Origin of the sequence: Kitasatospora sp. NPDC096204 (assembly GCF_044763205.1) — a bacterium.
GTDB lineage: Bacteria > Actinomycetota > Actinomycetes > Streptomycetales > Streptomycetaceae > Kitasatospora.
This window is the reverse complement of the sequence record NZ_JBIWFT010000031.1, coordinates 79493-104477: the sequence shown is the minus strand read 5'-3', so window position 1 is coordinate 104477 and position 24985 is coordinate 79493. Positions and strand designations below refer to the sequence as shown.

Annotated in this window: 19 protein-coding genes; 14 read left to right on the top strand and 5 right to left on the bottom strand. The window is 74.3% G+C overall.

Annotated elements, in window-relative coordinates; all coding sequences use genetic code 11:
* Positions 1-117: 117 nt before the first annotated feature.
* Positions 118-4071: a beta-N-acetylglucosaminidase domain-containing protein gene (locus ACIQ87_RS29020; RefSeq protein ID WP_402412081.1), complete on the top strand. Its 3954-nt coding sequence runs from the start codon at positions 118-120 to the stop codon at positions 4069-4071.
* Positions 4072-4252: 181 nt separating this feature from the next.
* On the opposite strand, the gene ACIQ87_RS29015 is transcribed toward ACIQ87_RS29020, so the two are convergent.
* Positions 4253-4897 carry an HNH endonuclease gene (locus ACIQ87_RS29015; RefSeq protein ID WP_402412078.1) on the bottom strand — a complete coding sequence of 215 codons (645 nt, stop codon included), beginning with the start codon at positions 4895-4897 and terminating at the stop codon, positions 4253-4255.
* A 493-nt stretch (positions 4898-5390) separates the two neighbouring features.
* Between ACIQ87_RS29015 and ACIQ87_RS29010 the strand changes: the two genes are divergently transcribed.
* The 9 genes from ACIQ87_RS29010 to ACIQ87_RS28970 all read left to right on the top strand — a co-directional run bounded on the left by ACIQ87_RS29010 (position 5391) and on the right by ACIQ87_RS28970 (position 16313).
* Positions 5391-6566 carry a mechanosensitive ion channel family protein gene (locus ACIQ87_RS29010; protein WP_402412075.1) on the top strand — a complete coding sequence of 392 codons (1176 nt, stop codon included), beginning with the start codon at positions 5391-5393 and terminating at the stop codon, positions 6564-6566.
* A 262-nt stretch (positions 6567-6828) separates the two neighbouring features.
* Complete coding sequence (locus tag ACIQ87_RS29005) at positions 6829-8019, top strand: ROK family protein (protein ID WP_402412072.1); 1191 nt, start codon at positions 6829-6831, stop codon at positions 8017-8019.
* Between the two features lie 142 nt (positions 8020-8161).
* Positions 8162-9517, top strand: coding sequence for an ABC transporter substrate-binding protein (locus ACIQ87_RS29000; RefSeq protein ID WP_402412070.1), 1356 nt, complete (start codon positions 8162-8164; stop codon positions 9515-9517).
* A 27-nt stretch (positions 9518-9544) separates the two neighbouring features.
* Positions 9545-10561 (top strand): carbohydrate ABC transporter permease, encoded by a 1017-nt coding sequence (locus ACIQ87_RS28995; RefSeq protein WP_402412067.1) that lies wholly within the window; start codon positions 9545-9547, stop codon positions 10559-10561.
* Between the two features lie 20 nt (positions 10562-10581).
* A complete protein-coding gene (locus tag ACIQ87_RS28990; RefSeq protein ID WP_402412066.1) occupies positions 10582-11490 on the top strand; it encodes a carbohydrate ABC transporter permease in 909 nt (302 codons plus the stop codon).
* Positions 11490-12779 (top strand): 6-phospho-beta-glucosidase, encoded by a 1290-nt coding sequence (locus ACIQ87_RS28985; protein ID WP_402412063.1) that lies wholly within the window; start codon positions 11490-11492, stop codon positions 12777-12779. The genes ACIQ87_RS28990 and ACIQ87_RS28985 overlap by 1 nt, the downstream gene beginning before the upstream one ends.
* 172 nt (positions 12780-12951) lie before the next feature.
* Complete coding sequence (locus ACIQ87_RS28980) at positions 12952-13971, top strand: N-acetylglucosamine kinase (protein ID WP_402412060.1); 1020 nt, start codon at positions 12952-12954, stop codon at positions 13969-13971.
* 151 nt (positions 13972-14122) lie between these two features.
* Positions 14123-14869: a hypothetical protein gene (locus tag ACIQ87_RS28975; RefSeq protein ID WP_402412057.1), complete on the top strand. Its 747-nt coding sequence runs from the start codon at positions 14123-14125 to the stop codon at positions 14867-14869.
* A gap of 343 nt (positions 14870-15212) precedes the next feature.
* Positions 15213-16313 (top strand): hypothetical protein, encoded by a 1101-nt coding sequence (locus ACIQ87_RS28970; RefSeq protein ID WP_402412054.1) that lies wholly within the window; start codon positions 15213-15215, stop codon positions 16311-16313.
* 154 nt (positions 16314-16467) lie between these two features.
* On the opposite strand, the gene ACIQ87_RS28965 is transcribed toward ACIQ87_RS28970, so the two are convergent.
* Positions 16468-17124 (bottom strand): response regulator, encoded by a 657-nt coding sequence (locus ACIQ87_RS28965; RefSeq protein WP_402412053.1) that lies wholly within the window; start codon positions 17122-17124, stop codon positions 16468-16470.
* Positions 17121-18419 carry a sensor histidine kinase gene (locus ACIQ87_RS28960; protein ID WP_402412051.1) on the bottom strand — a complete coding sequence of 433 codons (1299 nt, stop codon included), beginning with the start codon at positions 18417-18419 and terminating at the stop codon, positions 17121-17123. The genes ACIQ87_RS28965 and ACIQ87_RS28960 overlap by 4 nt, the downstream gene beginning before the upstream one ends.
* Before the next feature lie 133 nt (positions 18420-18552).
* Here ACIQ87_RS28960 and ACIQ87_RS28955 point away from each other — a divergent pair, with 133 nt between their 5' ends.
* Together ACIQ87_RS28955 and ACIQ87_RS28950 are read left to right on the top strand one after the other, a co-directional pair.
* A complete protein-coding gene (locus ACIQ87_RS28955) occupies positions 18553-19464 on the top strand; it encodes an ABC transporter ATP-binding protein (protein WP_402412049.1) in 912 nt (303 codons plus the stop codon).
* A complete protein-coding gene (locus tag ACIQ87_RS28950; RefSeq protein WP_402412046.1) occupies positions 19461-20318 on the top strand; it encodes an ABC transporter permease subunit in 858 nt (285 codons plus the stop codon). Before ACIQ87_RS28955 ends, ACIQ87_RS28950 begins: the two co-directional genes overlap by 4 nt.
* A gap of 94 nt (positions 20319-20412) precedes the next feature.
* Here the strand turns inward: ACIQ87_RS28950 and ACIQ87_RS28945 are convergent, their stop codons facing one another.
* Together ACIQ87_RS28945 and ACIQ87_RS28940 are read right to left on the bottom strand one after the other, a co-directional pair.
* Positions 20413-20976, bottom strand: a complete 564-nt coding sequence (locus ACIQ87_RS28945; protein WP_402412044.1) for a DUF4291 domain-containing protein — start codon at positions 20974-20976, stop codon at positions 20413-20415.
* 592 nt (positions 20977-21568) lie between these two features.
* Complete coding sequence (locus ACIQ87_RS28940; RefSeq protein ID WP_402412041.1) at positions 21569-22324, bottom strand: tyrosine-protein phosphatase; 756 nt, start codon at positions 22322-22324, stop codon at positions 21569-21571.
* Between the two features lie 400 nt (positions 22325-22724).
* Here ACIQ87_RS28940 and ACIQ87_RS28935 point away from each other — a divergent pair, with 400 nt between their 5' ends.
* Complete coding sequence (locus ACIQ87_RS28935) at positions 22725-23840, top strand: PucR family transcriptional regulator (RefSeq protein ID WP_402412039.1); 1116 nt, start codon at positions 22725-22727, stop codon at positions 23838-23840.
* A 311-nt stretch (positions 23841-24151) separates the two neighbouring features.
* Positions 24152-24910 carry a hypothetical protein gene (locus ACIQ87_RS28930; RefSeq protein WP_402412036.1) on the top strand — a complete coding sequence of 253 codons (759 nt, stop codon included), beginning with the start codon at positions 24152-24154 and terminating at the stop codon, positions 24908-24910.
* Positions 24911-24985: the final 75 nt, after the last annotated feature.

Genomic DNA, 24985 nt, shown 5'->3' with positions numbered 1-24985 from the left:
CCTTCGGAGAGGGAGGAACAGGGCAACTCAGGCATATCAGTCGACGGCGTTGACACCCGGGTCGGCCAGCTGGTGGGGTTGCCGGAGATGTGGTCGTGGCCTGGCGAGGAGGCTCCTGTGCAAGCCCGAGTGTCCGTTGCGGCCGGGCGGCGGCTGCGGTCGCAGTTGGAGCAGAGTCCCGCGTTGCGGGACGTCGTGCAGCACCCCGCGGCGGTGGCGGCGCGCCAGCTGACGGCGCGGACGTGCCGTCAGTTGGCGCCGCGTACGGCGGACCGGCTGATCGCCGATCTCAAGGGGACGGAGCCGTTGCTGGCGTCCGTGCGGGAGGAGCGGGCCGAGCGGGCCGCCGGGCGGCCGGGGCGGCGGGCGATACAGATAGCCGCCGGGGTCGCGGCCGCGGCGGTGGTGGGCGGGCTGCTGGCCGGCTCGGTGCCGTCGACGGCGTACGCGGCACCCGCCGCGGCCTCGGCGCCGGACGTGGTCGGCGCCGCGCCGCAGACGCCGCTGGGCAGCGTGACCGACCCGAAGGTGTTCCCGAAGCCGCAGCAGCAGACGGTGGCGGGCAGGCCCGTCGCGGTGCCGTCGGCCGTGACGCTGGTGACCGCGCCCAAGGTGGACCAGGGCGCGGTGCGGGCCGTCCACGAGGTGCTGGAGGTCGCCGGGGCGACCGAGGTGACGCCGCAGCCGGACGGCGGGACGCCGGCCGCCGGCACGCTGGTGGTGTACGTCGGCGGGCCCGCCGAGGGCGCCGGCGGCGAGACCGGCCGGGTGCTGCGCCAGTTGGCGGTCGCGGCGGGCGGCCGGGAGGACGCCGCGCCCTCGACCGCGGGGATGCCGGCCGGCGGGTACGTGCTGTCGGTCGGTCAGCTGCCCGCCCAGGGCGGCGGGACGTACGGCGCCGTGGTGCTGTCCGGCGTGGACGCCACCGGTACGTTCTACGCCGCGCAGAGCCTGCGTCAGCTGCTCGCCGCCGTACCGGCCGGGCAGGGGCAGGCGCCGGGTGCGGCCGGGCTCGGACTGCCCGGGATCACGCTGCGGGACTGGCCGACCGGCGCGCCGGTGCGCGGCACCGCCGAGGCCTTCTACGGCACCCCGTGGAGCGCCCGGCAGCGGCTGGAGCAGGTCGACTTCCTGGGCCGCTCCAAGCAGAACTTCTACCTCTACGCGCCCGGTGACGATCCGTACCGGCTCTCCCGCTGGCGCAACGCCTACCCCGCGGCCCAGGCCGAGGAGCTGCGCGAGCTGGGCTTCCGGGCGCGCCAGAACCACGTCACGCTCGGCTACGCGATCGACCCGGGGCAGTCCCTCTGCTTCAGCTCCGGCAAGGACGTGGACGCGCTGGTGAACAAGCTGGACGGGCTGCGGGGGCTCGGCTTCACCGCCTTCCAGCTGCAGTTCCTGGACGTCAGCTACGACGAGTGGCACTGCGGCGACGACCGCGACGAGTACGGCACCGGGCCCGCCGCGGCCGCCAAGGCCCAGGCCGAGCTGGTGAAGAAGGTGCAGGACCGGCTGGTGGCGCGGAACCCGGGCCTGGCGCCGCTGTCCGTCGTCCCCACCGAGTACCACCAGCAGGGCGCCACCCCGTACCGCAAGGCGCTGGCGGCTGCGCTGCCGGAGGGCGTCCAGGTGGCGTGGAGCGGGGTCGGGGTGATCCCGGAGAAGATCACCGGCGCCCAGGCCTCGGACACCGCCGGGCTGTACGGGCACCCGCTGCTCACCATGGACAACTACCCGGTCAACGACGCCACCCCGGACCGGCTCTTCCTCGGCGCCTACGCCGGGCGCGACCCGGAGGTGGCCACCCGCTCGGCGGCGCTGCTGACCGGCGCGATGCAGCAGCCGGTGGCGTCCCGGATCGCCCTCTCGACGGCCGGCGACTTCGCCTGGAACCCGGCCGGGTACAAGCCGGAGGAGTCCTGGCAGGCCGCCGTGCGCTCGCTGGCCGGGCCGACCGGTGCCGCCCCGACACCCGCCGGGACGGCTCTGTCGGCGGTCACCGCGCTGGCCGGGAACAGCACCTCCTCCCCGCTGTCCAAGCAGGAGTCCGGCTATCTGACACCACTGCTGGACCGGTTCTGGGCGGCCGCCGAGCCCACCTCGGGCGCCACCCCCGACGTCGCCCGCCTGGTCGAGGCCGCCGCCCCGCTGCGGGAGGCCTTCGCCACCATGGCCACCGCCCAGCAGACCCTGGCCGGCACTCCGGCCACCGCCCAGCTGGCCGGCGAGGCCGCGCCCTGGCTGGGCCCGCTGCGCGACTACGGGCTGGCCGGACAGGCCGCCCTGGACATGCTGCTGGCGCAGCGCGGCGGCGACGGCACCGCGGCCTGGAAGGCCCGGGTCGAGCTCAACCGGCTGCGCGAGCAGCTGGACCGGGCCCCGGCCACCGTCGGCACCGGGGTGCTCGGCCCGTTCCTGGACCGCGCCGTGCGCGCCGCCGACAACTGGGCGGGCGTGGGCGGCGGCGCCGTCACCCCGACCACCACCATGGGCACCGCGCAGGACCACCTGCCCGCACTGATGACCGACGGCGTGGCCGAGACCTTCTACTGGAGCTCCGCTCCCCCGCAGCCCGGCGACGCGGTCGGCCTGGACCTCGGCGCGGGCCGCCCGGTCAGCGGCGTGACCGTGCTGATGGGCGGCTGGGGCAACGGCCCGGACGCCCGGACCGCCTCGGACGACTACATCCGCGACGGCGTGCTGGAGTACACGACCGGCGAGGGCGGCTGGAAGCAGCTCGCCGCGGTCAGGAACCAGAAGACGGTCAGCGCCCAGCTCCCGCCGGGCACCGTGGTACGGGCGGTGCGGCTGCGGGCCACCACCGCGCAGAAGACCGCCGTCGCGGTGCGCGAGTTCACCGTCACCGCCCCCGACGAGTCCCCGGCCAGCGTCAGCGGCGGTCCCGACGCGGCGCCCGGTTCCTCCGCCGCCGCCGTGCTGGACGGCAACCCGGACACCGCGTACCGGGCCGCCAAGGCGCCGACGGCGATGGACGAGCCGCTCGTCGTCGAGCTCGGCGCGGCCCGTCCGCTGGACCGGCTCACCGTGCTGACCGACCCGGCCGTGCACGCCACCGCCACCCTCGCGGTGCGCCGGGCCGACGGCACCTGGGCCGACCTCGGCACCGTGCAGCCCGGCTACAACGAGCTGCCGGCCGGCGGGCTGGCCGCCGACGCGTTCCGGCTGACCTGGCGGCCCGGCGGCGACCCGCCGGTGGTCAACCAGGTGATCCCCTGGTACGCGGACGCCCCGGCGGCCCGGCTCAGCCTCGCCGACCCGGCCCTGGACGTGGTCACCGGCGCCCCGGCCCCGGTGACGACCCGGGCCACCGTCGAGGCCGGCCGGCCCGAGGGCACCACCGGCGAGCTGCGCACCGAGGTGCCGGCCGCCGCCAAGGGCCTGACCGTGACCCCGGCCGGCCCGGTGACCGTGCCGCGCGGCGGCCGGGTGGGCGTGCCGCTGCTGGTGAGCGCCGCCGCGGACACGCCGTCCGGGACGTACCAGGTGCCGGTGCAGTTCGTGGCCGGCGGCACCACCGTCCGGCAGGTGCTCCAGGTGCACGTGGTGCCGCCCACCGGCGGTCCCGACCTGGCGCCCGGCGCCAAGGCCACCTCCTCGGGCGACGAGACGGCGGGCTTCCCGGCCTCGGCGGTCAACGACGGCGATCCGAAGACCCGCTGGTCCTCGCCGGCCAAGGACGACGCCTGGGTGCGGCTGGAGCTGCCGCAGCCGACCAGGCTGGGCGCGGCGGTGCTGCACTGGCAGGCCGCGTACGCCGTCTCGTACCGGATCCAGGTCTCGACGGACGGGAACACCTGGACGAACGCGGCGACGGTGGACAACGGCAGGGGCGGCGACGAGACGGTCCGCTTCGACGCGCCCGGGGTCCGGTACGTCCGGGTGCAGGGCGTGGCGCGGGCGACCAAGTACGGCTACTCGCTGTTCGGCATCGAGCTGTACGCCGTGACCCCGCCGGCCGCGCCGCAGCCCCCGGCCGGCGGCCAGCCCGCCCAGCCCGGCGGCGTGCCGGGCGGCCCCGCGGCGCCTCCCGCGACGGCGCAGAAGCCGTAGCCGCAGCCGTAGCCCGCAGCCTCAGCCGTAGCCCGTAGCCGGGCAGGAGCCGGGCAGGAGCCCGAGAAACGCGGCCGGGCCCGGAGAACGCGGCGGGCCGCCGGCTCCCCTGCGCGGGGGGCTCGGCGGCCCATGAGGCGCGTACCGACGGTGTGACGGGCGGGCCCTTGTGGAGCTGCGGTCAGGCGGAGAGCGGTTCGGGCTGCTCGCCGCGGCGGACGGGGGCTGGGTGGGCGGGGTGCGCCCGGCCGAGCGGGACGGGGTGGACCGGCTGCTCGGTATGGTCGTGGTGCTCGTACTCGCCCCACTGTGGGGCGCGCAGCTGGTCGCCGCCGTAGGGCTCCAGGTAGGGCCGCCACCGCGGGTCCTTGATCCCGGTGCCGATGATGCGCCAGGCCAGGCCGCTGGGCGGCGCGGGTGGTCGCTTCATCCGCCAGCCGAGCTCGGTGAGGTGGCGGTCGGCCTTGGTGTGGTTGCAGCGGCGGCAGGCCGCCACCACGTTGTCCCACCGGTGCTGGCCACCGCGGCTGCGCGGGATGACGTGGTCGACGCTGGTGGCGGCGGCCCCGCAGTAGACGCAGCGGCCGTGGTCGCGGGCGAACAGCGCCCGGCGGGTGAGCGGGACGGGCCCGCAGAACGGGACCCGTACGAAGCGGGTCAGTCGGACGACGGACGGCGCCGGAAGGGCGCTGGTGGCGCTGTGCAGAGTGACTCCCGAGTCCTCCAGGCTGACCGCCTTGTGGTTGAGGACCAGGATGAGTGCGCGGCGCATCGATACGACGCCGAGTGGCTCGTAGGACGCGTTGAGGACCAGGACATGCGGCACGGATGCCTCCTTGGACGCCTGCGGCGCGTGGCTCGCGCCGGGACGAGCGGTTGGACCGCGCCACGCGTGCGCGATCTCCCCCAGTGTCGCCTTACGCCTTTGTACGGCGCCACCACTCCTGTGTAACGGACCTGACTTGAACTCCGGGTGTGGTCTCTGTCATAGCCGGTATGCCCGGGGAAGGTCGGGTTGCACCCGGGTGGCGGTGCGGTGCGCCCCGGTGACCCTGCCGGGTGGCCCTCCGGGGGCACGGTTCGGCCGTCCGGAGCAGCGCCCCGACTGCCCCGGGCGGCCAGGTGGCGCCGGTGCGCGGGGAGCGTACGGGGGCGTTGACGGGGCGTTCGGAACGCTCCGTACGCCCTCGGGCACGCTCGTGGGAGGTTCCCGGCGCGTCAGGCCGGGCAGACGGTGGCGGATAGGCTAACGCTCTCGGTCCGCGGGCCGCTCGTCGGCGGTGCGGGCCGGACCGCACCCCCGTCAGGAAGGCCCGCACGTGTTCAGCTCCGGTGCCACCGGTCCGTCCGACGCGTCCTCGACGCTCTCCCCCCCGACGCCGGCCCCGAGCCCCACCGCGCAGCTGCCCGAGCTCGACCTGCGGATACCGACCAGCGCGCAGGAGGTCTCGGACACCACCCGGCAGGCCGCCAGCTGGTTCGACACCCACTGGCAGGGCTGGCTGGCCGCGGGGCTGCGGATCGTCTTCATCATCATGCTGGCCCTGGTGCTGCGGGCCGTGGTGCGCAAGCTCATCACCCAGCTGATCGGGCGGATGGCGCGCTCCTCGGAGAACCAGGAGGAGAGCCGGCTGGGCGGGCTGCTGGCCAACACCGGGGTGGTGAACACGGAGCGGCGCCAGCAGCGCTCGGAGGCGATCGGCTCGGTGCTGCGCAGCGTGGCCTCCTTCAGCATCCTGGGCACCGCGGCGCTGATGGTGCTCTCCGCGCTGGGGGTGAACCTGGCGCCGCTGCTGGCGAGCGCCGGTGTGGCCGGTGTGGCGATCGGTTTCGGCGCCCGCAACCTGGTCACCGACTTCCTCTCCGGGGTCTTCATGATCATGGAGGACCAGTACGGCGTCGGCGACGAGATCGACACCGGGGTGGCCACCGGCACGGTGCTGGAGGTCGGCCTGCGGGTCACCAAGCTGCGCGGCGGCAACGGCGAGATCTGGTACATCCGCAACGGCGAGGTGAAGCGGATCGCCAACATGAGCCAGGGCTGGGCGACCGCCTCGGTGGACGTGCAGGTCGGGTACAAGGAGGACCTGGTCAGGGTCGAGGACCTGATCCTGGCGACGGCCGAGGGGATGGCCAAGGAGGCCCCGTACGACGAGCTGATCTGGGCGCCGGTGTCGATCCTGGGCGTGGAGTCGGTCGCCTCGGACTCGGTGGTGGTGCGGATCGAGGCCCGGACCGCCCCGGGCAAGGCGGCGGCCGTCTCCCGGGCGCTGCGCCAGCGGCTGAAGGTGGCCTTCGACCAGGCCGGGATCAAGGTCAAGGAGGAGGTCCCGGCAGCGACGGCCGGGGCGACCGGCGTGGTGATCGCGCCCTCACCGGTGCCGGCCGCCGAGCAGGCCGCGCCGTCCGCGCTGGCCGACCCGGGCTCGCCGCGCTACCGGGCGACCGATCCGATCCCGGTGGCGAAGGGGGCTGACGACCCCTCGAAGCCGTAGCCGTCCGGCGACCCGGACCCGTCCACGAGGCCCCGCTCCCACCCGAGCACGGTGGGGGGCGGGGCCTCGTGCTGTCCGGAGGCCGTCCGGTAACGCTTCGGCATCCTCCGCTCCACCGACCATTGACACCCCGCTGACACGGCCCTTACGGTCCTTCCCAAGCGACTGGAAAGTTTCCTAACAGTTCTTCAAGCCTCTGCCAGGCCCTTCCCCGTCCTTCCCCGACCGTTCTCCCGACCAGCCGAACGAGGAGGATTCCGGCATGACCAAGAGCACCGCCAAGGCCCCCCTCGCCGGCACCCCCAGCCTGCTGCGCGCCATCAACGACCGCGCCGCCCTCGAACTGCTGCTGGAGAACGGGCCGCTGTCGCGCACCCAGATCGGCGCCCTCACCGGGCTGTCCAAGCCCACCGCCTCACAGCTGCTGTCCCGACTGGAGGCGGCCGGACTGGTCCTACCGGTGGGCACCACGGCGGGCGGCCCGGGCCCCAACGCCCGGCTGTACCAGGTGAATCCGGCCGCCGGGTACGTCGCCGGACTGGACGTCACCAACAGCGAGATCCGGGTCGCCGTCGCCGACATCACCGGCACCACGCGGGCCGAGCACGCGGTGCCGACCAAGGGCGTTCCGGCCGCCGGGACGGTCCCGGCGGTCGCCGCCGCCGTCGCCGAGGCCGTGCGGGCCTCGGGGATTCCCGAGGGCGCGCTGCGTACCGTGGCGATCGGGGTCGGCGGCGCCCCCGATCCGGTCACCGGCAAGCTGCGCTACGCCTCCCACCTTCCGGGCTGGCACTCGCCGCGGCTGGTCGAGGAGTTGACCGAGGCGATCGGCGCGCCGGTGTCGATCGAGAACGACGTGAACCTGGCCGCCGTCGCCGAGCAGTCCTCGGGCGCCGCGGCCGGCTTCGAGGACTTCGTCCTGCTCTGGGCCGGGGCGGGGGTCGGCGCGGCGATCGTGATCGCCGGGCGGCTGCACCGCGGCTTCACCGGCGGCGCCGGGGAGGTCGGCTACATGCCGCTGCCCGACTCGCCGGTCGAGTGGGACGCCCGCCGCCGCAAGTTCGGCGGGTTCCAGGCCCTGGTCGGCGCACCGGCCGTGCGGGCCCTGGCCCGTGAGCACGGGCTCGGCGCGGCCACCGCGCAGGAGTCCGTCGCCAGGGCGCTGGCCACCCCCGGCGCCGGCGACGACTTCCTCGCCGAGCTGGCCGGGCGGCTCGCCGTAGGCCTGGCGGTGATCGTCGCCGTCGTCGACCCCCAGCTGGTGGTTCTCTCCGGTGTGGTGCCGAGCGCGGGCGGCGAGCGGCTGCGCGCGCTGGTCGAGGACGAGCTGGCCCGGATCTCCATCGCCCGGCCGGAGGTCCGCAGCAGCGGCCTGCCCGGCTCCCCGGTGCTGCTCGGCGCCCTGCAACGTGCCCTGTCCGACGCCCGCGAGGCGGTCTTCTCCACCCACTGACGCACCACCCGACGCGCCAACCCGACGCACCCACTGACGCTCCCCCTGTCACCTCGCCACCTGCACCCCACCTCTCCCCAACCCCCGAACGCGGGACCCGAGGCAACGAGGCCTGCCCGCGCACCCCCAGGAGGATCCCGAAGTGCACGCCACCACGTCCCACAGGGGCCGCCGCACCATCGCCGCCGTCGCCGGCAGCGCCGTCCTGGCCCTGCTCGCCTCCGCCTGCACCGGTTCCAGCGACGCGGGCGGCAACGACGACTCGGCCAGCGGCAAGGACGTCACCATCACCTTCTGGCACGGCTGGAGCCAGGAGAACGAGGTCAAGGCGATCAACGACAACATCGCCGCGTTCGAGAAGACCCACCCGAACATCCACGTCAAGGCGGTGGACGGCCTCGCGGACGACAAGGTCAACCAGGCCCTGCGGGCGGGCGGCGCGGACGCGCCGGACGTGGTGTCCTCCTTCACCACCAACAACGTCGGCATGTTCTGCTCGACCAAGGCCTTCGTCGACCTCAAGCCGCTGCTGCAGAAGAGCGGAATCGACCCGGCCAAGACCTTCCCGGCGACGATGCTCGACTACACGCAGTTCCAGGGCAACCAGTGCTCGCTGCCGCTGCTCGGCGACGCCTACGGCCTGTACTACAACAAGAAGGCCTTCGCCGCCGCCGGCATCGCCAACCCGCCGAAGACCTTCAGCGAGTTCGCCGCCGACGCCGCCCTGCTGACCGCCCCCGACGGCGACTCGTACAAGCAGCTGGGCTTCATGCCGCTGTACCACGGCTACGAGTCCACCACCGAGCACTACCTCGGCCAGTACGGCGCGAGCTACTTCGGCTCCGACGGCAAGTCGAACATCGCCACCGACCCGAAGGTCGCCGCGATGCTCACGTGGCAGAAGGGCATGGTCGACCAGCTCGGCGGCTACGCCAAGCTGGAGAAGTACCGCGCCACCTTCGGCGAGGAGTTCAGCGCCAAGAACCCCTTCAACACCGGCCAGGTCGCGATGATCATGGACGGCGAGTGGCGCACCGCCTCGCTCGCCAAGGACAAGCCCGACTTCGAGTGGGCCACCGCCGCCTTCCCCGTCCCGGACGACCAGGCCGACACCTACGGCCGCGGCTACCAGACCGGCACCATCGTCGGCATCGCCAGCACCAGCAAGAAGCAGGCCGCCGCCTGGGAGTTCGTCAAGTACCTGACCACGGACACCGACGCGGTGGTCAGCTTCGCCAACGCGATCCACAACGTGCCGAGCACCTTCGCCGCGCTCGACTCACCGAAGCTGGTCAGCGACGCGAACTCCAAGACCTTCCTGGACGTCGCCAAGAACGCCCATTCCAGCACCACCCCGCCGGCCGTCAACGGCGGCTCCTACATCACCACCCTGCAGAACCTCGGCTACGACTACGAGTCCGGCAAGCAGGGTGACCTCGCCGCGGGCCTGGCCGCCACGGCCAAGCAGATCGACACCGACATCGCCCAGGCCAAGTAAGGGCCGGGAACGGTCCACGGAGCTCCCATGTCACTCGCGTTCGGCACCCGCAAGGGGAACGGCGACCGGGCCGGCGCGGAACCGACCAGCCCGGCGGCGCCCTCCACGCAGCACCTGCTGCGCCGGAAGCGCCGCCGGGAGGCGGCCCGCACCCTCGCCTTCCTCTCCCCCTGGCTGATCGGGTTCAGCGTCTTCTTCGTCTACCCGCTGGTCTCCACCGTCTACTTCTCCTTCACCTCCTACAACGGCTTCGGCACCCCGACCTTCAGCGGCCTGAAGAACTGGGACTACGTCTTCAACCACCTGCCGACCTTCTGGCAGGGCCTGCGCAACACCCTGTGGCTGGTCGTCGTGATGGTGAGCCTTCGGGTCGCCTTCGGCCTGGGCGTCGGGATGCTCATCACCAAGGTGAAGACCGGCGCCGGCTTCTTCCGCACCGCGTTCTACCTGCCGTACCTGGCCCCGCCGGTGGCCGCGACCGTCGCCTTCGCCTTCCTGTTCAACCCCGGCACCGGCCCGGTCAACCACCTGCTGGGCGAGCTCGGCCTGCCGCAGCCCGGCTGGTTCGCCTCCGAGGACTGGTCCAAGCCCGCGCTCACCCTGCTCGCCATGTGGGGCGTCGGCGACCTGATGGTCATCTTCATGGCCTCGCTGCTGGACGTCCCCCGGGAGCAGTACGAGGCGGCCGAGCTGGACGGCGCCGGCCCGTTCCAGCGGTTCCGGTACGTCACCCTGCCGAACATCTCGCCGATCATCATGTTCGCGGTGGTCACCGGGGTGATCCAGACCATGCAGTACTACACCCAGGCGATCGTCGCCGGGAAGGTCGCCAGCGGCATCGCGGGGGGCTCCGGCCAGCAGTTCGAGCCCGGCTACCCCGGCGGCTCCACCTGGACCCTGCCGCAGATGGTCTACAAGCTCGGCTTCCAGACCTACAACTACGGCGCGGCCTGCGTCGTCGCCGTGGTGCTGTTCGCCATCTCGATGGCCGTCACCTCGATCCTGCTCCGCCGCCGCTCCGGCTTCATGGCGAGCGACGACTAGCGGCCCGGGAGGACCCGATCATGACCCTTGGCACCACACTCACCAAGGGGCCGGCCACGGCCGTCCCCTCCCGGTCCGGCGGCCCCGCCGCCCGGGCCGCCCGGCGCCGCGCGTTCCTCAGCTGGGTGGCCGTGCACACGGTGGCGATCGCCGCCGCGCTGTTCTTCCTGCTGCCCTTCGTGTTCGTCTTCCTCACCTCGGTGATGTCCGACGGGCAGGCGCTCACCACCGACTACTGGCCGACCGACTGGAACTGGGGCAACTACAGCAAGGTCTGGGACACCCCCGGCTTCCTCGTCTGGTGGCGCAACACCCTGCTGTACGCCGGTCTCGGCACCCTGCTGACCGTGGTCTCCAGCCTCCCGGTGGCCTACGCGCTCGCCAAGTTCCGCTTCCGGGGCCGCAACCTCGCGCTGATGGGGGTCATCGCGATGATGATGCTGCCCCCGCAGGTCACCGTCATCCCGATGTTCCTGTTCTGGTCCAAGCAGATGGGCATGGACGGCTCGCTCTGGCCGCTGATCATCCCGATGGCCTTCGGCGACGCGTTCTCCATCTTCCTGCTGCGCCAGTTCCTGATGACCATCCCCAAGGAGTACCTGGAGGCCGCCCGGATCGACGGCTGCGGCGACCTGCGCACCCTGCTGCGGGTGGTCCTGCCGATGGCCAAGCCGGCCATCGCGGCGGTCGCGCTGTTCCAGTTCTTCTACTGCTGGAACGACTACTTCGGCCCGCAGATCTACGCCAGCAACAACCACGAGGCCTGGACCCTCAGTTACGGACTGGAGTCCTTCAAGGCCGCGCACCACACCAACTGGAACCTCACCATGGCCGCCACCCTGCTGGTGATGGCGCCGGTGATCATCCTCTTCTTCTTCGCGCAGAAGGCCTTCATCGAAGGCGTGACACTGACAGGGGTCAAGGGCTGATGTCCGCACTGAAGTTGGCAATCGTCGGCGGGGGTTCGACGTACACCCCGGAGCTGATCGACGGCTTCGCCCGGCTGCGCGACACCCTGCCGATCGGCGAGCTGGTGCTGATCGACCCGGCCGCCGAGCGCCTGGAACTGATCGGCGGCCTCGCCCGGCGGATCTTCGCGAAGCAGGGCCACTCCGCCGTCGTCACCGTCACCACGGACCTGGCGGCGGGCGTCGCCGGCGCCGACGCCGTACTGCTCCAGCTGCGCGTCGGCGGGCAGGCGGCGCGCAACCAGGACGAGACCTGGCCGCTGGAGTGCGGCTGCGTCGGGCAGGAGACCACCGGCGCCGGCGGGCTCGCCAAGGCGCTGCGCACCGTCCCGGTGGTGCTGGACATCGCCGAGCAGGTGCGCCGGACCAACCCGGACGCCTGGATCGTGGACTTCACCAACCCGGTCGGCATCGTCACCCGCGCCCTGCAGACCGCCGGCCACAAGGCCGTCGGGCTGTGCAACGTCGCGATCGGCTTCCAGCGCAAGTTCGCCGGACACCTGGGCGTGGACCCGGAGCTGGTCCGGCTCGACCACGTCGGCCTCAACCACCTGACCTGGGAGCGCGGGGTGACCCTGCTGGACGCCCCGGGCGCCGCGGGCGGGCGCGAGGTGCTCCCCGGGCTGCTGGCCTCGCACGGCAAGGAGATCGCCGAGGACCTCCACCTGCCGCAGGCCGTCATCGAGCGGCTCGGCGTGGTGCCGTCCTACTACCTGCGGTACTTCTACCAGCACGACGCGGTGGTGGCGGAGCTGAAGGAGCAGGGCTCGCGGGCCGCGCAGGTGGCCGAGATCGAGCGGCAGCTGCTGGAGCTGTACGCCGACCCGGCCCTGGACACCAAGCCCGAGCTGCTCGGCAAGCGCGGCGGCGCCTTCTACTCGGAGGCCGCCGTCCAGCTGATCGCCGCACTGCTCGGCACCGGCGGCGGGACCTCCGTGCAGGTGGTGAACACCCGCAACGACGGCGTGCTGCCCTTCCTGCCGGACGACGCCGTGATCGAGGTCCCGGCGGAGGTGGACGCGCGGGGCGTGCGCCCGCTGCCGCAGCGGCCCGTCGAGCCGCTGTACGCCGGCCTGATCGCCGCCGTCACCTCGTACGAGCACCTCGCCCTGGACGCCGCCCTGCGCGGCGGCCGCGACCGGGTCTTCGACGCCCTGCTCGCCCACCCGCTGGTCGGCCAGATCGAACTCGCCGACCAGCTCACGGACCGGCTGCTCGCCCACAACCGCGAGCACCTCGCCTGGGCCTGACCTGTGCCCGCCGGCTGCCCGCCCGACGGCCAGAGAGGGCCGCGGGCGGGCGCCGTGAGGAGACCGTCCACCCCCGGCCGGGGACCCTTCGGCCGGGCTCCCCGGCCGCGACCACGGCCGGGCACCCGGCCGACGACCACGGCCCGGGCCACGTACGAGCCGCGGGGACCTGATGACCCACCAGCCCGAACCACTCCTGCCCGGCGTCCTCGCGATAGACGCGGGGAACTCCAAGACCGACGTCGCCCTGATCGGCGCGGACGGCAGTATCCTCGGCACCGCCCGCGGCGGCGGCTTCGCGCCGCAGAAGATCGGCGGCGCCGCGGCGGTCGCCGGCCTCGCCCCGCTGGTCGAGCAGGCCGCCGCCGCGGCCGGCCACCCGGCCTGGAGCGGCGTGCTCACCAGCCACGTCAGCGCCTGCCTGGCCAACGCCGACCTGCCGGTCGAGGAGGAGGCCCTGCGCGTGGCGCTGGAGTCCCACCCCTGGGGGGCCGGCAACACCGTCGTCAACGACACCTTCGGCCTGCTGCGGGCCGGCACCGACGGCCCGCGCGGGGTCGCGGTGGTCTGCGGCGCCGGGATCAACTGCGTCGGCCTGCTGCCCGACGGCCGCACCGCCCGCTTCCCCGCCCTCGGCGAGCTCACCGGCGACTGGGGCGGCGGCTCCGGGCTCGCCGTCGCCAGCATGTGGCACGCCGTCCGCGCGGAGGACGGGCGCGGTGGCCCGACCGGGCTCGCCCGGGCCATCGCCGAGCACTTCGGCCTGCCCAGCGCCGGCGCCGTCGCCGAGGCCGTCCACCTCGGGCACCTGCCGAACGCCCGGCTGCACGAGATCGCCCGGCTGCTGTTCGCCGTCGCGGGCGAGGGCGACGAGGTGGCGCTGAAGCTGATCGACCGCCAGGCCGACGAGATCGTCCGGCTCGCGGTGGTGGCGCTCCGGCGCCTGCAGCTGCTGGACACCCCGGCCCCCGTGGTGCTGGGCGGCGGCGTGCTCGCCTCCCGGCACCCGCTGCTGCTGGACAACCTGACCGCCCGGCTCGCCGAGGCCGCGCCGCTGGCCGAGCCGCGGGTCGTCGTCGCCCCGCCGGTGCTGGGCGCGGCGCTGCTCGGCCTGGACCACCTGGCGGCGGGCGCCGAGGCGCAGGCCCGGGTGCGGGAGGCGTACGAGGCGGGTCGGCCGGTCGCGGCCTGACCCCCGCTCGGCCGGTCGCGGCCTGACACCCGCTCAACAGCTTCCCTCCTCCGCCGGATCCGCACATCCGGCGGGGGAGGGAACCGCGGTCCGGGCCCCGCGCGTGTCAGGTGATTACCGACCACCGCCACCGCCCGGGGAGACTTGTGCCATGGCCACGCCCCGCATGCTCCTCGCCGCCGCCCTGCTGGTCTGCGGCACCGCCGCCGCGCTCACCGCCTGCACGCCCGCCGACTCCGGCTCCACCGTGGCCGCCGCCTCCGCCGCCGCGCGGGCCGACGAGGGCGCGGACGACCTGCTGGACGAGGACGACGGGTTCCTCTTCGAGGAGGACGACGAGGAGGCCTACTCGCCCGTGGGCCCGACCGGGGGTGCCTCCTCCGCCTCCGCCGCTTCTCCCGATGAGGCCTCCGGCGGGGCCTCCGCCGCTTCTCCCGATGAGGCCTCCGGCGGGGCCTCCGCCGCTTCGTCCGCCGCTTCGTCCGGTGGGGCCTCCGCCGCGTCTTCCGCCGTCGCCGAGTGCGCCGTGCCCACCGAACGGCCCGGCCATCAGGTCCTCCTCGTCGTCGCCGCCGGCCCGGCCGAACTCACCGCCGGCCCGGCCCGCTTCAGCTGCGGCTCCGCCCGCTACGAGCCCGCCGGCAGCCCTGTCCACTACGGCTTCGCGGCGGCGGGTGTGACGGCCACCCTCGTCGACGGCCCGCGCGACGCCCCGCACGACACCCCGGCCGCGGCCGTCCCCCTCGACGAGCTGATCGCCCACCTCGACGACTGCCTCGCCGAGCGCGAGCCGGCCGAACCGTACGGCTGCCACGGCAACGCCTACGACGTGGTGCTGGACTCCCACGGCCGGATCATGCGGATCGGCGAGGTCGGGGGCCCCTCGGGCACTCCCTGACGGCGCTCCGCCGGCCCATACGGTGTAGAGCCGCCTCTCAACTGTTGGTATTCCGCTGCGCTACGCGCATCGACCGGGCCGCAGCTGGGGGCTTTTGACGTTCGATACGTTCACGTGGGCCTTCCTTGGGACTGGTCTTACCTTCTCCGTCGTTGACCCGGTTTCGGCGGCGGTGCTTTGCTTCCGGCCGTCGGCGGTGACCGGCCTCCGATCCCCGCGCCACTGACGGTCCTTGGCGGACCGTCGGCTCGCCGGCCTGCCGCCGTCGCTCCTCCCACGTCGTCCCCCACAGTGCCGTCGCGCCGCACCCGGGCGCGGCCGGCACCAGAGAGGAACCCTCACGATGGGCATCTCCCCCACCTCCCGCCGGATGCGGCTGCGGGCCCTGACCGGGCTCAGCGCCCTCGCGCTGGCCGCCGCGGGCTTCGCCGCCGCCCCGGCCGCCCAGGCCGCCCAGGACGACCGCCCGGCCGGCGAGTTCGCCGGGCAGCCGCACCCCTACCGGCACGGCGCGCACCCGACCAAGGAGGCCGGCAACTCGGCCAAGCCGGCGGCCGCCAACCTCCGCTACGGCGGCGGCGTGGACGGCATCGGCGTCACCACCGGCGCGCCGAAGGTCTACCTGATCTTCTGGGGCTCCCAGTGGGGCACCCAGGGCACCAACTCCGCCGGCTACACCACGCTGTCGGGAGACCCGAAGGGCGAGGCCGTCCGGGCGCAGCAGCTGTTCAAGGGCCTCGGCACCAACAGCGAGACCTGGTCCGGCGTCATGACCCAGTACTGCGAGGGCGTCGCCGCGGGCGCGACCAGCTGCCCGACCGGCTCCACCCACGTCGGCTACCCGACCGGCGGCGCGCTGGCCGGCGTCTGGGTCGACGAGTCCGCCGCCGCGCCGAGCCAGGCCAGCGGCTTCCAGCTGGCCTCCGAGGCCGTGAAGGCCGCCGGGCACTTCGGCAACACCACCGCCGCCTCCAACCGCAACGCGCAGTACGTGGTGCTGTCGCCGACCGGCACCCACCCGGACGGCTTCAACACCCCGAACGGCGGCTTCTGCGCCTGGCACGACTACAACGGCGACACCACCCTGTCCGGCGGCGCCGCCCCCTCCCCGTACGGTGACGTGGCGTTCACCAACGACCCGTACGTGACCGACATGGGCACCTCCTGCGGCCAGAACTACGTCAACAGCGGCAGCGCGGGCACCCTGGACGGCGTGACCATCGTGTACGGCCACGAGTACTCGGAGACCATCACCGACCAGAACCCGGCGGGCGGCTGGACCGACTCGACCGGCTACGAGAACGCCGACAAGTGCTCCTGGAACGGTGTCGGCGGGACGGGCGGCGCGCAGAACGTGACGTTCGCGACGGGCTCCTTCGCCATGCAGGGCACCTGGTCGAACGGCGTCAGCGGGTGCCAGGTCTCGCACGCGATCGTGCACTGACGACGCTGAGCTCCCGAGCTCCCGAGTTCCTGAACGCCGGAGCACCGGAGCACCGGAGCACCTGAACGCCGGAGCACCGGAGCACCGGAGCACCTGAGCGCCGGAGCACCTGAGCGCCGGGGTGGGCCGTGCGGGCCCGCCCCGGCGCTTGCCGTCACGGGGCGACCAGGCCGAACTCGTAGGCCTGGATGACCAGATGGACCCGGTCGCGGGCGTCGAGCTTGGTGAACAGCCGGGCGACGTGGGCCTTGGCGGTGGCCACGCTGATGGTGAGCTCCGCGGCGATCTCGGCGTTGGACAGGCCCCGGCCGACCAGGGTGAGCACCTCGCGCTCGCGCTCGGTGACGGCCTCGGCGACCGGCCTGCGGGGCCGGGCCGGGCCCTGCGGGCGGGCGGCGAACTCGCCGATCAGCCGGCGGGTGATGCCGGGGGCCAGCAGGGCGTCCCCGGCGGCGACCACCCGGATGCCGTCCAGGATGGTCTCCAGGGAGAGGTCCTTGACCAGGAAGCCGCTCGCCCCGGCGCGCAGCGCGCCGTACACGTAGTCGTCGTCGTCGAAGGTGGTGAGGACGAGGACGTTGGTGGGCAGGTCCGGGTCGGCGGTGATCCGGCGGGTGGCCTCGATGCCGTCCGTACCCGGCATCCGGATGTCCATGACGGCGACGTCGGGGCGCAGCCGGGCGACCAGTTCGACGGCCTCGGCGCCGTCGCCGGCCTCGCCGACCACCTCCAGGTCGGGGGCGTCGGCGATCAGCACCCGCAGGCCGGTGCGGATGAGCGGCTGGTCGTCGGCCAGGACGACGCGGATCACGGCGCCACCTCCAGGGCGGTCTCGGTGGAGGCCTCGCGGGAGGCCTCGGCGGGCGTCCCGTCGCGGGTCTCGGCGGGTGTCCCGCCGGGGGTCTCGGCGGGCATCCCGTCGCGGGTCTCGGCGGGGACGGGTTCGGGGAGCGGCAGTCGGGCGGCGACCAGGAAGCCGCCCCCGGAGCGCGGGCCGGCGCTGAACTCGCCGTGCAGCAGGGCGACCCGCTCGCGCATGCCGGCCAGGCCGTAGCCGCTACCGGGGGTCGTGGTGGGCACCCCGGCGCCCTGGTCGACGACGGTGACGGCGAGCTCCCGGGATCCGTACTCGACGGTGACGTGGCAGTCGCGGGTGCCGGCGTGCTTGACCACGTTGGTGACCGCCTCCTGGACGATCCGGTAGGCGGCCAGGTCCACCTCGGGCGGCAGGGTACGGGCCGCGCCGCGCCGGGTGAGCGCCACCCGCACCCCGGCGCCCGCCGCCCTCGCCACCAGCCGGTCCAACTCGCCCAGCCCGGGCGCCACTTCGAGTGGTGCGGACTCCCCCTCGCCCTCCCGCAGCGCGCCGAGCATCCGGCGCAGCCCGGCCAGGGTCTCCCGGCTGGTGGCCTCGATCGCGGTGAGCGCGTTGCGGGTCTCGGCGGGCTGGGTGTCCATGACCCGGCTGCCCATGCCGGCCTGGATCGCGATGATGCCGATGTTGTGGGCCACCATGTCGTGCAACTCGCGGGCGATCCGCAGCCGTTCGGCGGTGATGGCCTGCTCGGCGGCCCGGCCGCGCAGCGCCTCGGTGTGGGCGCGGCCCTGGCGCACGGTGTTGCCGACCAGCCAGGCGATCAGCGTGGTCGCGGCGAAGCCCGCGTAGGCGAGCGGGTTGACAGGGTAGCCCTCGACGGCGCCCCAGGCCTGCAGTCCGGCGAGGGTGGCGAGCGGCAGGGCCAGGGCGCTCAGCGAGACCCGCCGGGAGCGGGTGGCCGCGCAGTAGCCGACCACCGAGTCGGCGATCAGGAACTGGAGCGGCCCGGTCTCCGGGACGCCCCACATCCCGAGCGCGAAGACGCCGCCCGCGAGCGCCACCGCGATGGCCGGCAGCGGCAGCCGGACCAGCAGCGCCGCCACCAGGGTGGTGACCACCGCGGTGACCACCAGCGGCATGTCCTCGGGGTTGCCGTGGTAGTCGAACAGGTGGCGCAGCTCGTCCTCGCGCGTGAAGAACCGGAACACCACCAGGGACGTCCACAGCGCGCCCACCCACACGCCCGCGGGCAGGCGCCTGAGCAGCGGCGGACGGTGTTCGGTGATCATGCCGCGATGGTAGCGGCGGGCCGGGAGACGGCACATCGGCCCGGGGGCGTAATCCCCGGGGCCACCGCGGTGGCCCGCGGTTGTGTCCCGCGGCCCGATGCCCGGGGCGGGCGCGGGCGGCAGCGTTGTCGCCGTGATCGAGATCGAGCGACTGACCAAGCGGTACGGCGCCACCACGGCCGTCGACCGGCTGACCTTCACCGTCCGCCCGGGCACGGTGACCGGCTTCCTCGGCCCCAACGGCGCCGGCAAGTCCACCACCCTGCGGATGATCCTGGGCCTCAACACCCCCACCGCGGGCACCGTCACCGTGGCAGGGGTGCCCTTCACCGGCCGGCCGCGCGGCCTGCGGCACGTCGGCGCCCTGCTGGACGCGGGCGACGTGCACGGCGGACGCAGCGCCCGGGCGCACCTGTCGGCGCTGGCCCGGAGCAACCGCATCCCGCTCGGGCGGGTGGACGAGGTGCTGGCGGAGGTCGGCCTCGGCAAGGCCGCCGGGCGGCGGATCGCCGGCTACTCGCTGGGCATGAAGCAGCGCCTGGGCATCGCCGGCGCGCTGCTCGGCGACCCGCCGGTGCTGCTGTTCGACGAGCCGCTGAACGGGCTGGACCCGGAGGGCGTGCACTGGGTGCGCGGGCTGTTCCGGCGGCTCGCGGACGAGGGACGGACGGTGTTCGTCTCCAGCCACATGATGGCGGAGATGGAACACACCGCGGACCGGCTGGTGGTGATCGGCCGCGGCCGGCTCATCGCGGACGAGGGCCTGGCGGATTTCTCGGCCCGCGACGCGGTCTCCTCGGTGGCCGTACGGACACCCGAACTCACCTCGCTGGCCGAGGTGTTGCGCGCCGAGGGAGCGGAAGTACGGCTGGCGGAGCCGCGGTTCGGGATCGTCACGGGGATGCCGGCCGCGCGGATCGGCGAACTCGCGCTGCGGCACGGCGTGGTGCTGCACGAACTGGCCGCCCGGACGTCGTCGCTGGAGTCGGCGTTCATGTCCCTGACCGCCGACAGTGTCGACTACCCGGCTGGAGAAGCCCGATGAGCACCACGATCCCTGGCTCCGACGCCGGTTCCACCGCGGACCCGGCACCGCGGTTCCTCGACCTGCTCGCCGCCGAGTGGATCAAACTGCGCTCGCTGCGCTCCACCTACTGGGTGCTGGCACTGGCCTCGCTGGTGGCGATCGCGGTCGACGTGAACGCCGTCCACACCGACCTGACGTACATCGACCACCCGCCGCCGCGGATGCCCGGCCAACCGCCGCACACGTACGACCCGCTGTTCCACGGCCTCAACGGCATCGCGAGCGACCTGATGGCGGTCGCGGCCGGCAGCCTCGGGGCGATCGCCGTGTTCGGCGAGTACACCACCGGCCTGATCCGCACCACCTTCGCCGCCGTACCGGACCGGCGGGGCGTGATCGCGGCCAAGGTGGTGGTGATCGGCGCGATCACCGCGCTCGCCGGGCTGGTGGTCTCGACGGTGTCCTTCTTCACCGTCAACGCGATGCTGGCCTCCCGGCACCTCGGCCTCTCCATCGCCGACGACGGCTGCCTGCGGGCCGTGCTCGGCTTCGCGGCGATCGTGCCGGTCTGCGCGCTGATCGGGATGGCGCTGGGCGCGCTGCTGCGGCACGCCACCGCCTCGATCGTCTCGCTGGTGCTGGTGCTGTTCATCCTGCCGATGCTGTTCGGCGGGGACCGATACCGGTGGCTGAAGGAGATCGGCACCCACCTGCCGACCGCCACCGTGCAGCGGCTGACCATCAACCCCGCCTCCACGACCACGATGGGGAAGTACGCGCCGAGCGTGCTGGACTCGTGGATCACCATGGGGGCCTGGGGCGTGGCCGCGGTGGTGGTGACGGTGGTCGTGGTGCGGCGCCGGGACGTGTGAATCCGTCTCCCCGGCCCGGGCCGGAGCCTCATCGGCCCAGGCCGGAGCCTCGGCCCAGGCGGGAGCCTCGTCGGCCCGGGCCGGGCGGCCGCCCTCAGTCCAGGCCGAGCCGCCGCGCGGTCGCGGCGGGCAGCCGGTACGGGCGCTCGGGCGGCAACAGCCGCTGCGCCTTCGCCACCTGCCCGCCGTGGACCAGCGCGGCGATCCGCCGCACCCGCGGGGTGAGGTCGGTGAGTCCGACGACCCACTCCTCGGCGTAGGCGCGGATCAGCCCGCGGCCGATGCCCACCTGGATGCTGTAGTGGTTCAGCGCCGCCCCGCGCAGCGACCGCTCCGGGTCCCACTGCACATGGACCTCGGCCCGGGCCAGCTCGTCCGGGGGCGCGGTGGTCAGGACGGCGCGGGCGAGCGCCTCCTCCCAGCCCTCCCGGGTGATCCGGACGGCCAGCACCCTGGTCTGGCCGGGCTTCTGCGCCCAGTTGCTGCGGTGCATCAGCCAGCGGAACGAGGGCTTGATCCACGTCATCCGGTGGAAGCCGAACGGCGCCACGAACCGGCCCGCCGCCAGCGCCGCGTCGGCGACGGCCGGCGGATAGGCCTGGTAGAGCACGATCGTCCGCTCGTCGTGGTCGGCGCGGACCTCCCGCAACGCGCTCATCCCCCGGCACCCCCTTCGCCTCGCCGGCCCCTCCCCCGGCACGCTGCCAGCGCGGGGCGGGGCGACGCAACGGGATTACGGGGCGGTGCGGGGGGACTGCCGGGCGGTGCGGGGGGGCCGCTGCCAGGCGGGTGCGGGGGGCGCTGCCGGGCAGTGCGGGGGCCGGCTGCCAGGCGGTGCGGGGGCCGCTGCCGGGCTGTGGGAGGGACCACCGGCGAGCGCTATGGCAGGTCCTGGGCACCGATCAGCCCGTGCCCGGTCCGGCGGCGGCCCGCCGGACCGGGAGGACGGCGGCGGAGAGGCGCCCGGGGCCGTCGGTCCGCAGCACCTCACGAGCCCGCTCCTCGGCCGACTGCCGCTGGGCCCCGTTCGGGTCGAAGACCGCCTCGACGGCCGGACGGCCGGTTGCGGGTGCAGACGGAAAGTTACGGGCCCGCTCCCGCGCTCCTCCCAGGCCGCGTACGGGCCGCCCGGGTCGTCCCCCGGCGGACCCGCCGGCCCTTCGGCTCATCTGGCTCCTCCGGGGAGCCACACGCGCGTCGGCTCATCGCCCGCCGGCCTACGGCTCGGCACGCGGCGGCGGGCCCTCGGCTCAGACGGCGGCCGCCTTGGTGCGGAAGGCGCCGAGGGTGGCGGCCGGGACGCCGCAGCCGGGGAGGAAGGACGCGGCGCCGCCGTGGTGGGTGCGGACGCGGTCGAGGAACACCGACATGGCCTCGGCCGGGGCCTCCAGGAGGGGCGCGGGGATGGTGAGGTTGCGGCCCTGGGAGTCGGTGACGCGGGAGGTGGTGTGGTTGTTGAGGGCGGTGCGGTGGCGCTCGGCGAGGCCGGCGAAGATCTGCGGGAGGGCGTCGGCGGTGCGGGTGTAGTCCGCGACGATGTGCTCGGCGGGGACGTCGAGGAGATCCAGCAGCAGGGCGGTCAGCAGGCCGGTGCGGTCCTTGCCGGCGGCGCAGTGCAGCAGGACGGCGCCGGGGCGGACGGCGGCGTCGACGGCGGCGGCCACCGCGTCGGGCGCGGACTCGGCCAGCAGGACGTAGAAGTCGCCTAGGTCGGCGGCCGTGGCCATGGTGCTCATCCGCGCGGTGAGGGCGTCGGTGGCCGGGTTCACCGGGGCGGCGACGACGGCTATGCCGGCGGCCTCGGCGGCGGCCCAGTCGGCGGGGTCGGTCTCCCGCGGGTCCCGCAGGTCCACGATGGTGCGGATGTCGCAGCCGCGCAGCTGGGTGACGGTGGCCTCGTCGGCGGCCGGGAACGGCTGGGCGGAGCGGTACAGCACACCGGGACGGACCCGCCGGCCCTCGGGGTCGCCGAGGGTGGCGGCGTCGCGGAAGTTGACCAGGGACATGCGGGGCCTTTCGGTGGGGCCGCACCCGGGACGAGACGGGGGCTCCGGAGGCGGGGCACGGCGGCGACGTCTTGGATGTGTAACGCCTCCGGGGGCCGCCCGGCAAGCCCGGACCGGTGCATCCCTCCATCGCCCCCGTCGGCGGGCCACGGCGACCCGGCGCCGTACGGGCGCTGCGCGGGCGCCGCACGGGCGCCGCACGGGCGGCGGCGGATCGACGGCGGTGGCGCGCGCTCCGGCCGGCCGGGCTGTCCGCGACCGTTCGCCCGGACCGTCCGGGACTGTCTGCCCGGGCTGGCCCGCGACCGCTCGCGAGGGCCGCCGCAGCCGTCCCGACCTGGGACGTCCCTGATAAATTCAGCGCCGAAACACCAGGCCGTACGGGGGATGGCAGGACACGGTGATCGAGGGTAACGACTACGACATACCCACCGAGCTGGCCGAGGTCTACCTCGTGCTGCTCGCCGACGTCTCCAGAACCGGCCGGCTGCTGCGCCGCGAGGAGCTGGAGCGCCTGCGCAAGCTGGGCGAGCACTGCGCGGAGGCCGGGTACGGGCTGCGCGAGGTGGTCGCGCACTGCCTGGCCGCGGCCCGGCGGGCCTGGCAGACCCTGCCCGGGACGACCGCCGCGAGCAGCGTCAGCGAGCTGCGTCGGATGGGCGACGCGGTGCTCGGCGCCACCGACGCCGCGCTGGCCGCGCTGGGCGAGGGCCACGAGCGGGCGCAGCGCCTGGCCGTCCGCCAGGAGGAGGCGGCGCGGCGGGAGTTCATCGACGACCTGCTGTTCGGCCGCAGTGACCTCGGGCTGCTCGCGGAGCGCGCGGAGCGCTTCGGGCTGCGGCTGGCGGGCGCGTACACGGTGGCCGTCGCGGTGGGCGACGAGCCGTTCGCGGACGTGCATCCGCTGGTGCACCGGGTGGAGCGGGAGCTGAGCGGGCGGTTCGGCGAGCGGGACGCGCTGCTGGCCAGCAAGGACGGCCGGATGGTCTGCATCGCCCCCGACTCCGAGCGGGCCGTGCTGGAGGCCTTCGCCGAGCTGGCGCTGCGTCCCGGGCCGGGCTACCAGCCGGTGCGCCGGGTGGCGACCGGCCGCCGCCACTCGGGGCCCAGCGGGGTGCTGCGCAGCTACGAGGAGGCGCTGGACGCGCTGGACTACGCGCACCGGCTGGACCTGCCGGCCCGGCAGCTGCGGGCCGAGGAGCTGCTGGTCTTCCCGGTGCTGATGCGCGACCGGGCCGCCATGGCCGACCTGGTGCGCAGCGTGCTCGGCCCGCTGACCGAGGCGCGCGGCGGTGCGCGGCCGCTGCTGGACACCATCGTGGTGCAGGCGGAGGCCGCGTACGTGAACGCGGAGGCGGCGCGCCGGCTGGGCCTGAGCGTGCGCACCCTGGGCTACCGGCTGGAGCGGATCAAGACGCTCACCGGGTACGACCCGGCGGACGCGCTCCAGCGCTTCACCCTGGAGACGGCGGCCATGGGGGCACGGCTGTTGAACTGGCCGGAACAATCGCTGTAGTTCCGGCCACTACGGCTGCAGTGCCGGACACTACGGTTGCAGTGTCGTTCACTGCGGTTGTAGTTCCATCCTCGCGATTCCGTACCGCCTCCGCGGCCCCGCGGCGCCAAACCCGCGGGGCTCCGTTGCGGCCGTCCGGCGGTCGTCCTGTTGCCCGGTTGTTGCAGTGTCACGCGGGCCGTGCGTACCAGGGTGTCAAGAGGGCGTAAAGATTGCCGGATCCTGGCAATGTGCGGCCGCGCCCGGCACTGCCATGATCTCCCCGGCACCGAAGCACGGTGCCGTCGGAAGGGCGGGGGAGGGTGGCCGGGATGGAGGGATTCTTCGCGGCCGCGCTGGCCTTTCCGACGGCGCTGTTCAGCTTCGCGCTGGTGGTGGTGGTCGGGTACTGGCTGCTGATGCTGTTCGGCGGCCTGGTGCCCGGCGCCGTGCACGGGGGACACGGCGCCGGGCACCACGTGGACGTCGGGCACCCGGGGCACCATCTGGGTGCCGAGCACGGGGGACACGCCGGACACGTCACGGACGCCGGTCACGGGGGACACGGTCACGGTGGGCACGGTGCCGGGGGGCACGATGCCGACGGGGGATCCGACCGGAACGGCTCCGGCCACCACGCGGGCGTGCTGGACGCGCTGGGGCTGGGCGGGGTGCCCGTGACGGTGGCGGTGTCGCTGCTGGTCGCGATCGCCTGGTTCGTCAGCCTGGCCGGCACCGTCCTCACCTCGGGGGCACCGGCGCGCGGCGGCGTGTTCGCCGTCGCGCTGGTCGCCTCCTGGGCGGGCACCCGGGCGCTCGTCCGGCCGCTGTCGCGGCTGTTCCCGCAGGACCGGCCGGCTACCCGGGGGGACTTCGTCGGCCGGGTCTGCGTGATCCGGACCGGCCGGGTGACGGCCGACTTCGGGCAGGCCGAGGTCACCGCGGAGGACGGCTCCACCGCGACCGTCCAGGTCCGTACGGCGGAGCCCGAACCGGCTCTGACGGCCGGGCGGACCGCCCTGATCTTCGACTACGACGCCGAGGGCGAGCACTTCCTGGTGGCGCCCTTCGATCCGCCGTCCGTCACCTGACGCCCGTCCCGCCGGTTCACCGACGCTCGCTTTCCCCTTCCCTCCCGCCTTCATCGCACCTCTCTTCGTCTTCTT

Excerpts from the sequence above, each read along its gene's own strand:
- ACIQ87_RS28975 (WP_402412057.1), top strand. The coding sequence starts at position 14,123 with ATGGCCACGCCCCGCATGCTCCTCGCCGCCGCCCTGCTGGTCTGCGGC.
- ACIQ87_RS28985 (WP_402412063.1), top strand. The coding sequence starts at position 11,490 with ATGTCCGCACTGAAGTTGGCAATCGTCGGCGGGGGTTCGACGTACACC.
- ACIQ87_RS28940 (WP_402412041.1), bottom strand. The coding sequence starts at position 22,324 with ATGTCCCTGGTCAACTTCCGCGACGCCGCCACCCTCGGCGACCCCGAG.
- ACIQ87_RS28995 (WP_402412067.1), top strand. The coding sequence starts at position 9,545 with ATGTCACTCGCGTTCGGCACCCGCAAGGGGAACGGCGACCGGGCCGGC.
- ACIQ87_RS28950 (WP_402412046.1), top strand. The coding sequence starts at position 19,461 with ATGAGCACCACGATCCCTGGCTCCGACGCCGGTTCCACCGCGGACCCG.
- ACIQ87_RS28980 (WP_402412060.1), top strand. The coding sequence starts at position 12,952 with ATGACCCACCAGCCCGAACCACTCCTGCCCGGCGTCCTCGCGATAGAC.
- ACIQ87_RS28970 (WP_402412054.1), top strand. The coding sequence starts at position 15,213 with ATGGGCATCTCCCCCACCTCCCGCCGGATGCGGCTGCGGGCCCTGACC.
- ACIQ87_RS28960 (WP_402412051.1), bottom strand. The coding sequence starts at position 18,419 with ATGATCACCGAACACCGTCCGCCGCTGCTCAGGCGCCTGCCCGCGGGC.
- ACIQ87_RS28945 (WP_402412044.1), bottom strand. The coding sequence starts at position 20,976 with ATGAGCGCGTTGCGGGAGGTCCGCGCCGACCACGACGAGCGGACGATC.
- ACIQ87_RS29005 (WP_402412072.1), top strand. The coding sequence starts at position 6,829 with ATGACCAAGAGCACCGCCAAGGCCCCCCTCGCCGGCACCCCCAGCCTG.
- ACIQ87_RS28930 (WP_402412036.1), top strand. The coding sequence starts at position 24,152 with ATGGAGGGATTCTTCGCGGCCGCGCTGGCCTTTCCGACGGCGCTGTTC.
- ACIQ87_RS28990 (WP_402412066.1), top strand. The coding sequence starts at position 10,582 with ATGACCCTTGGCACCACACTCACCAAGGGGCCGGCCACGGCCGTCCCC.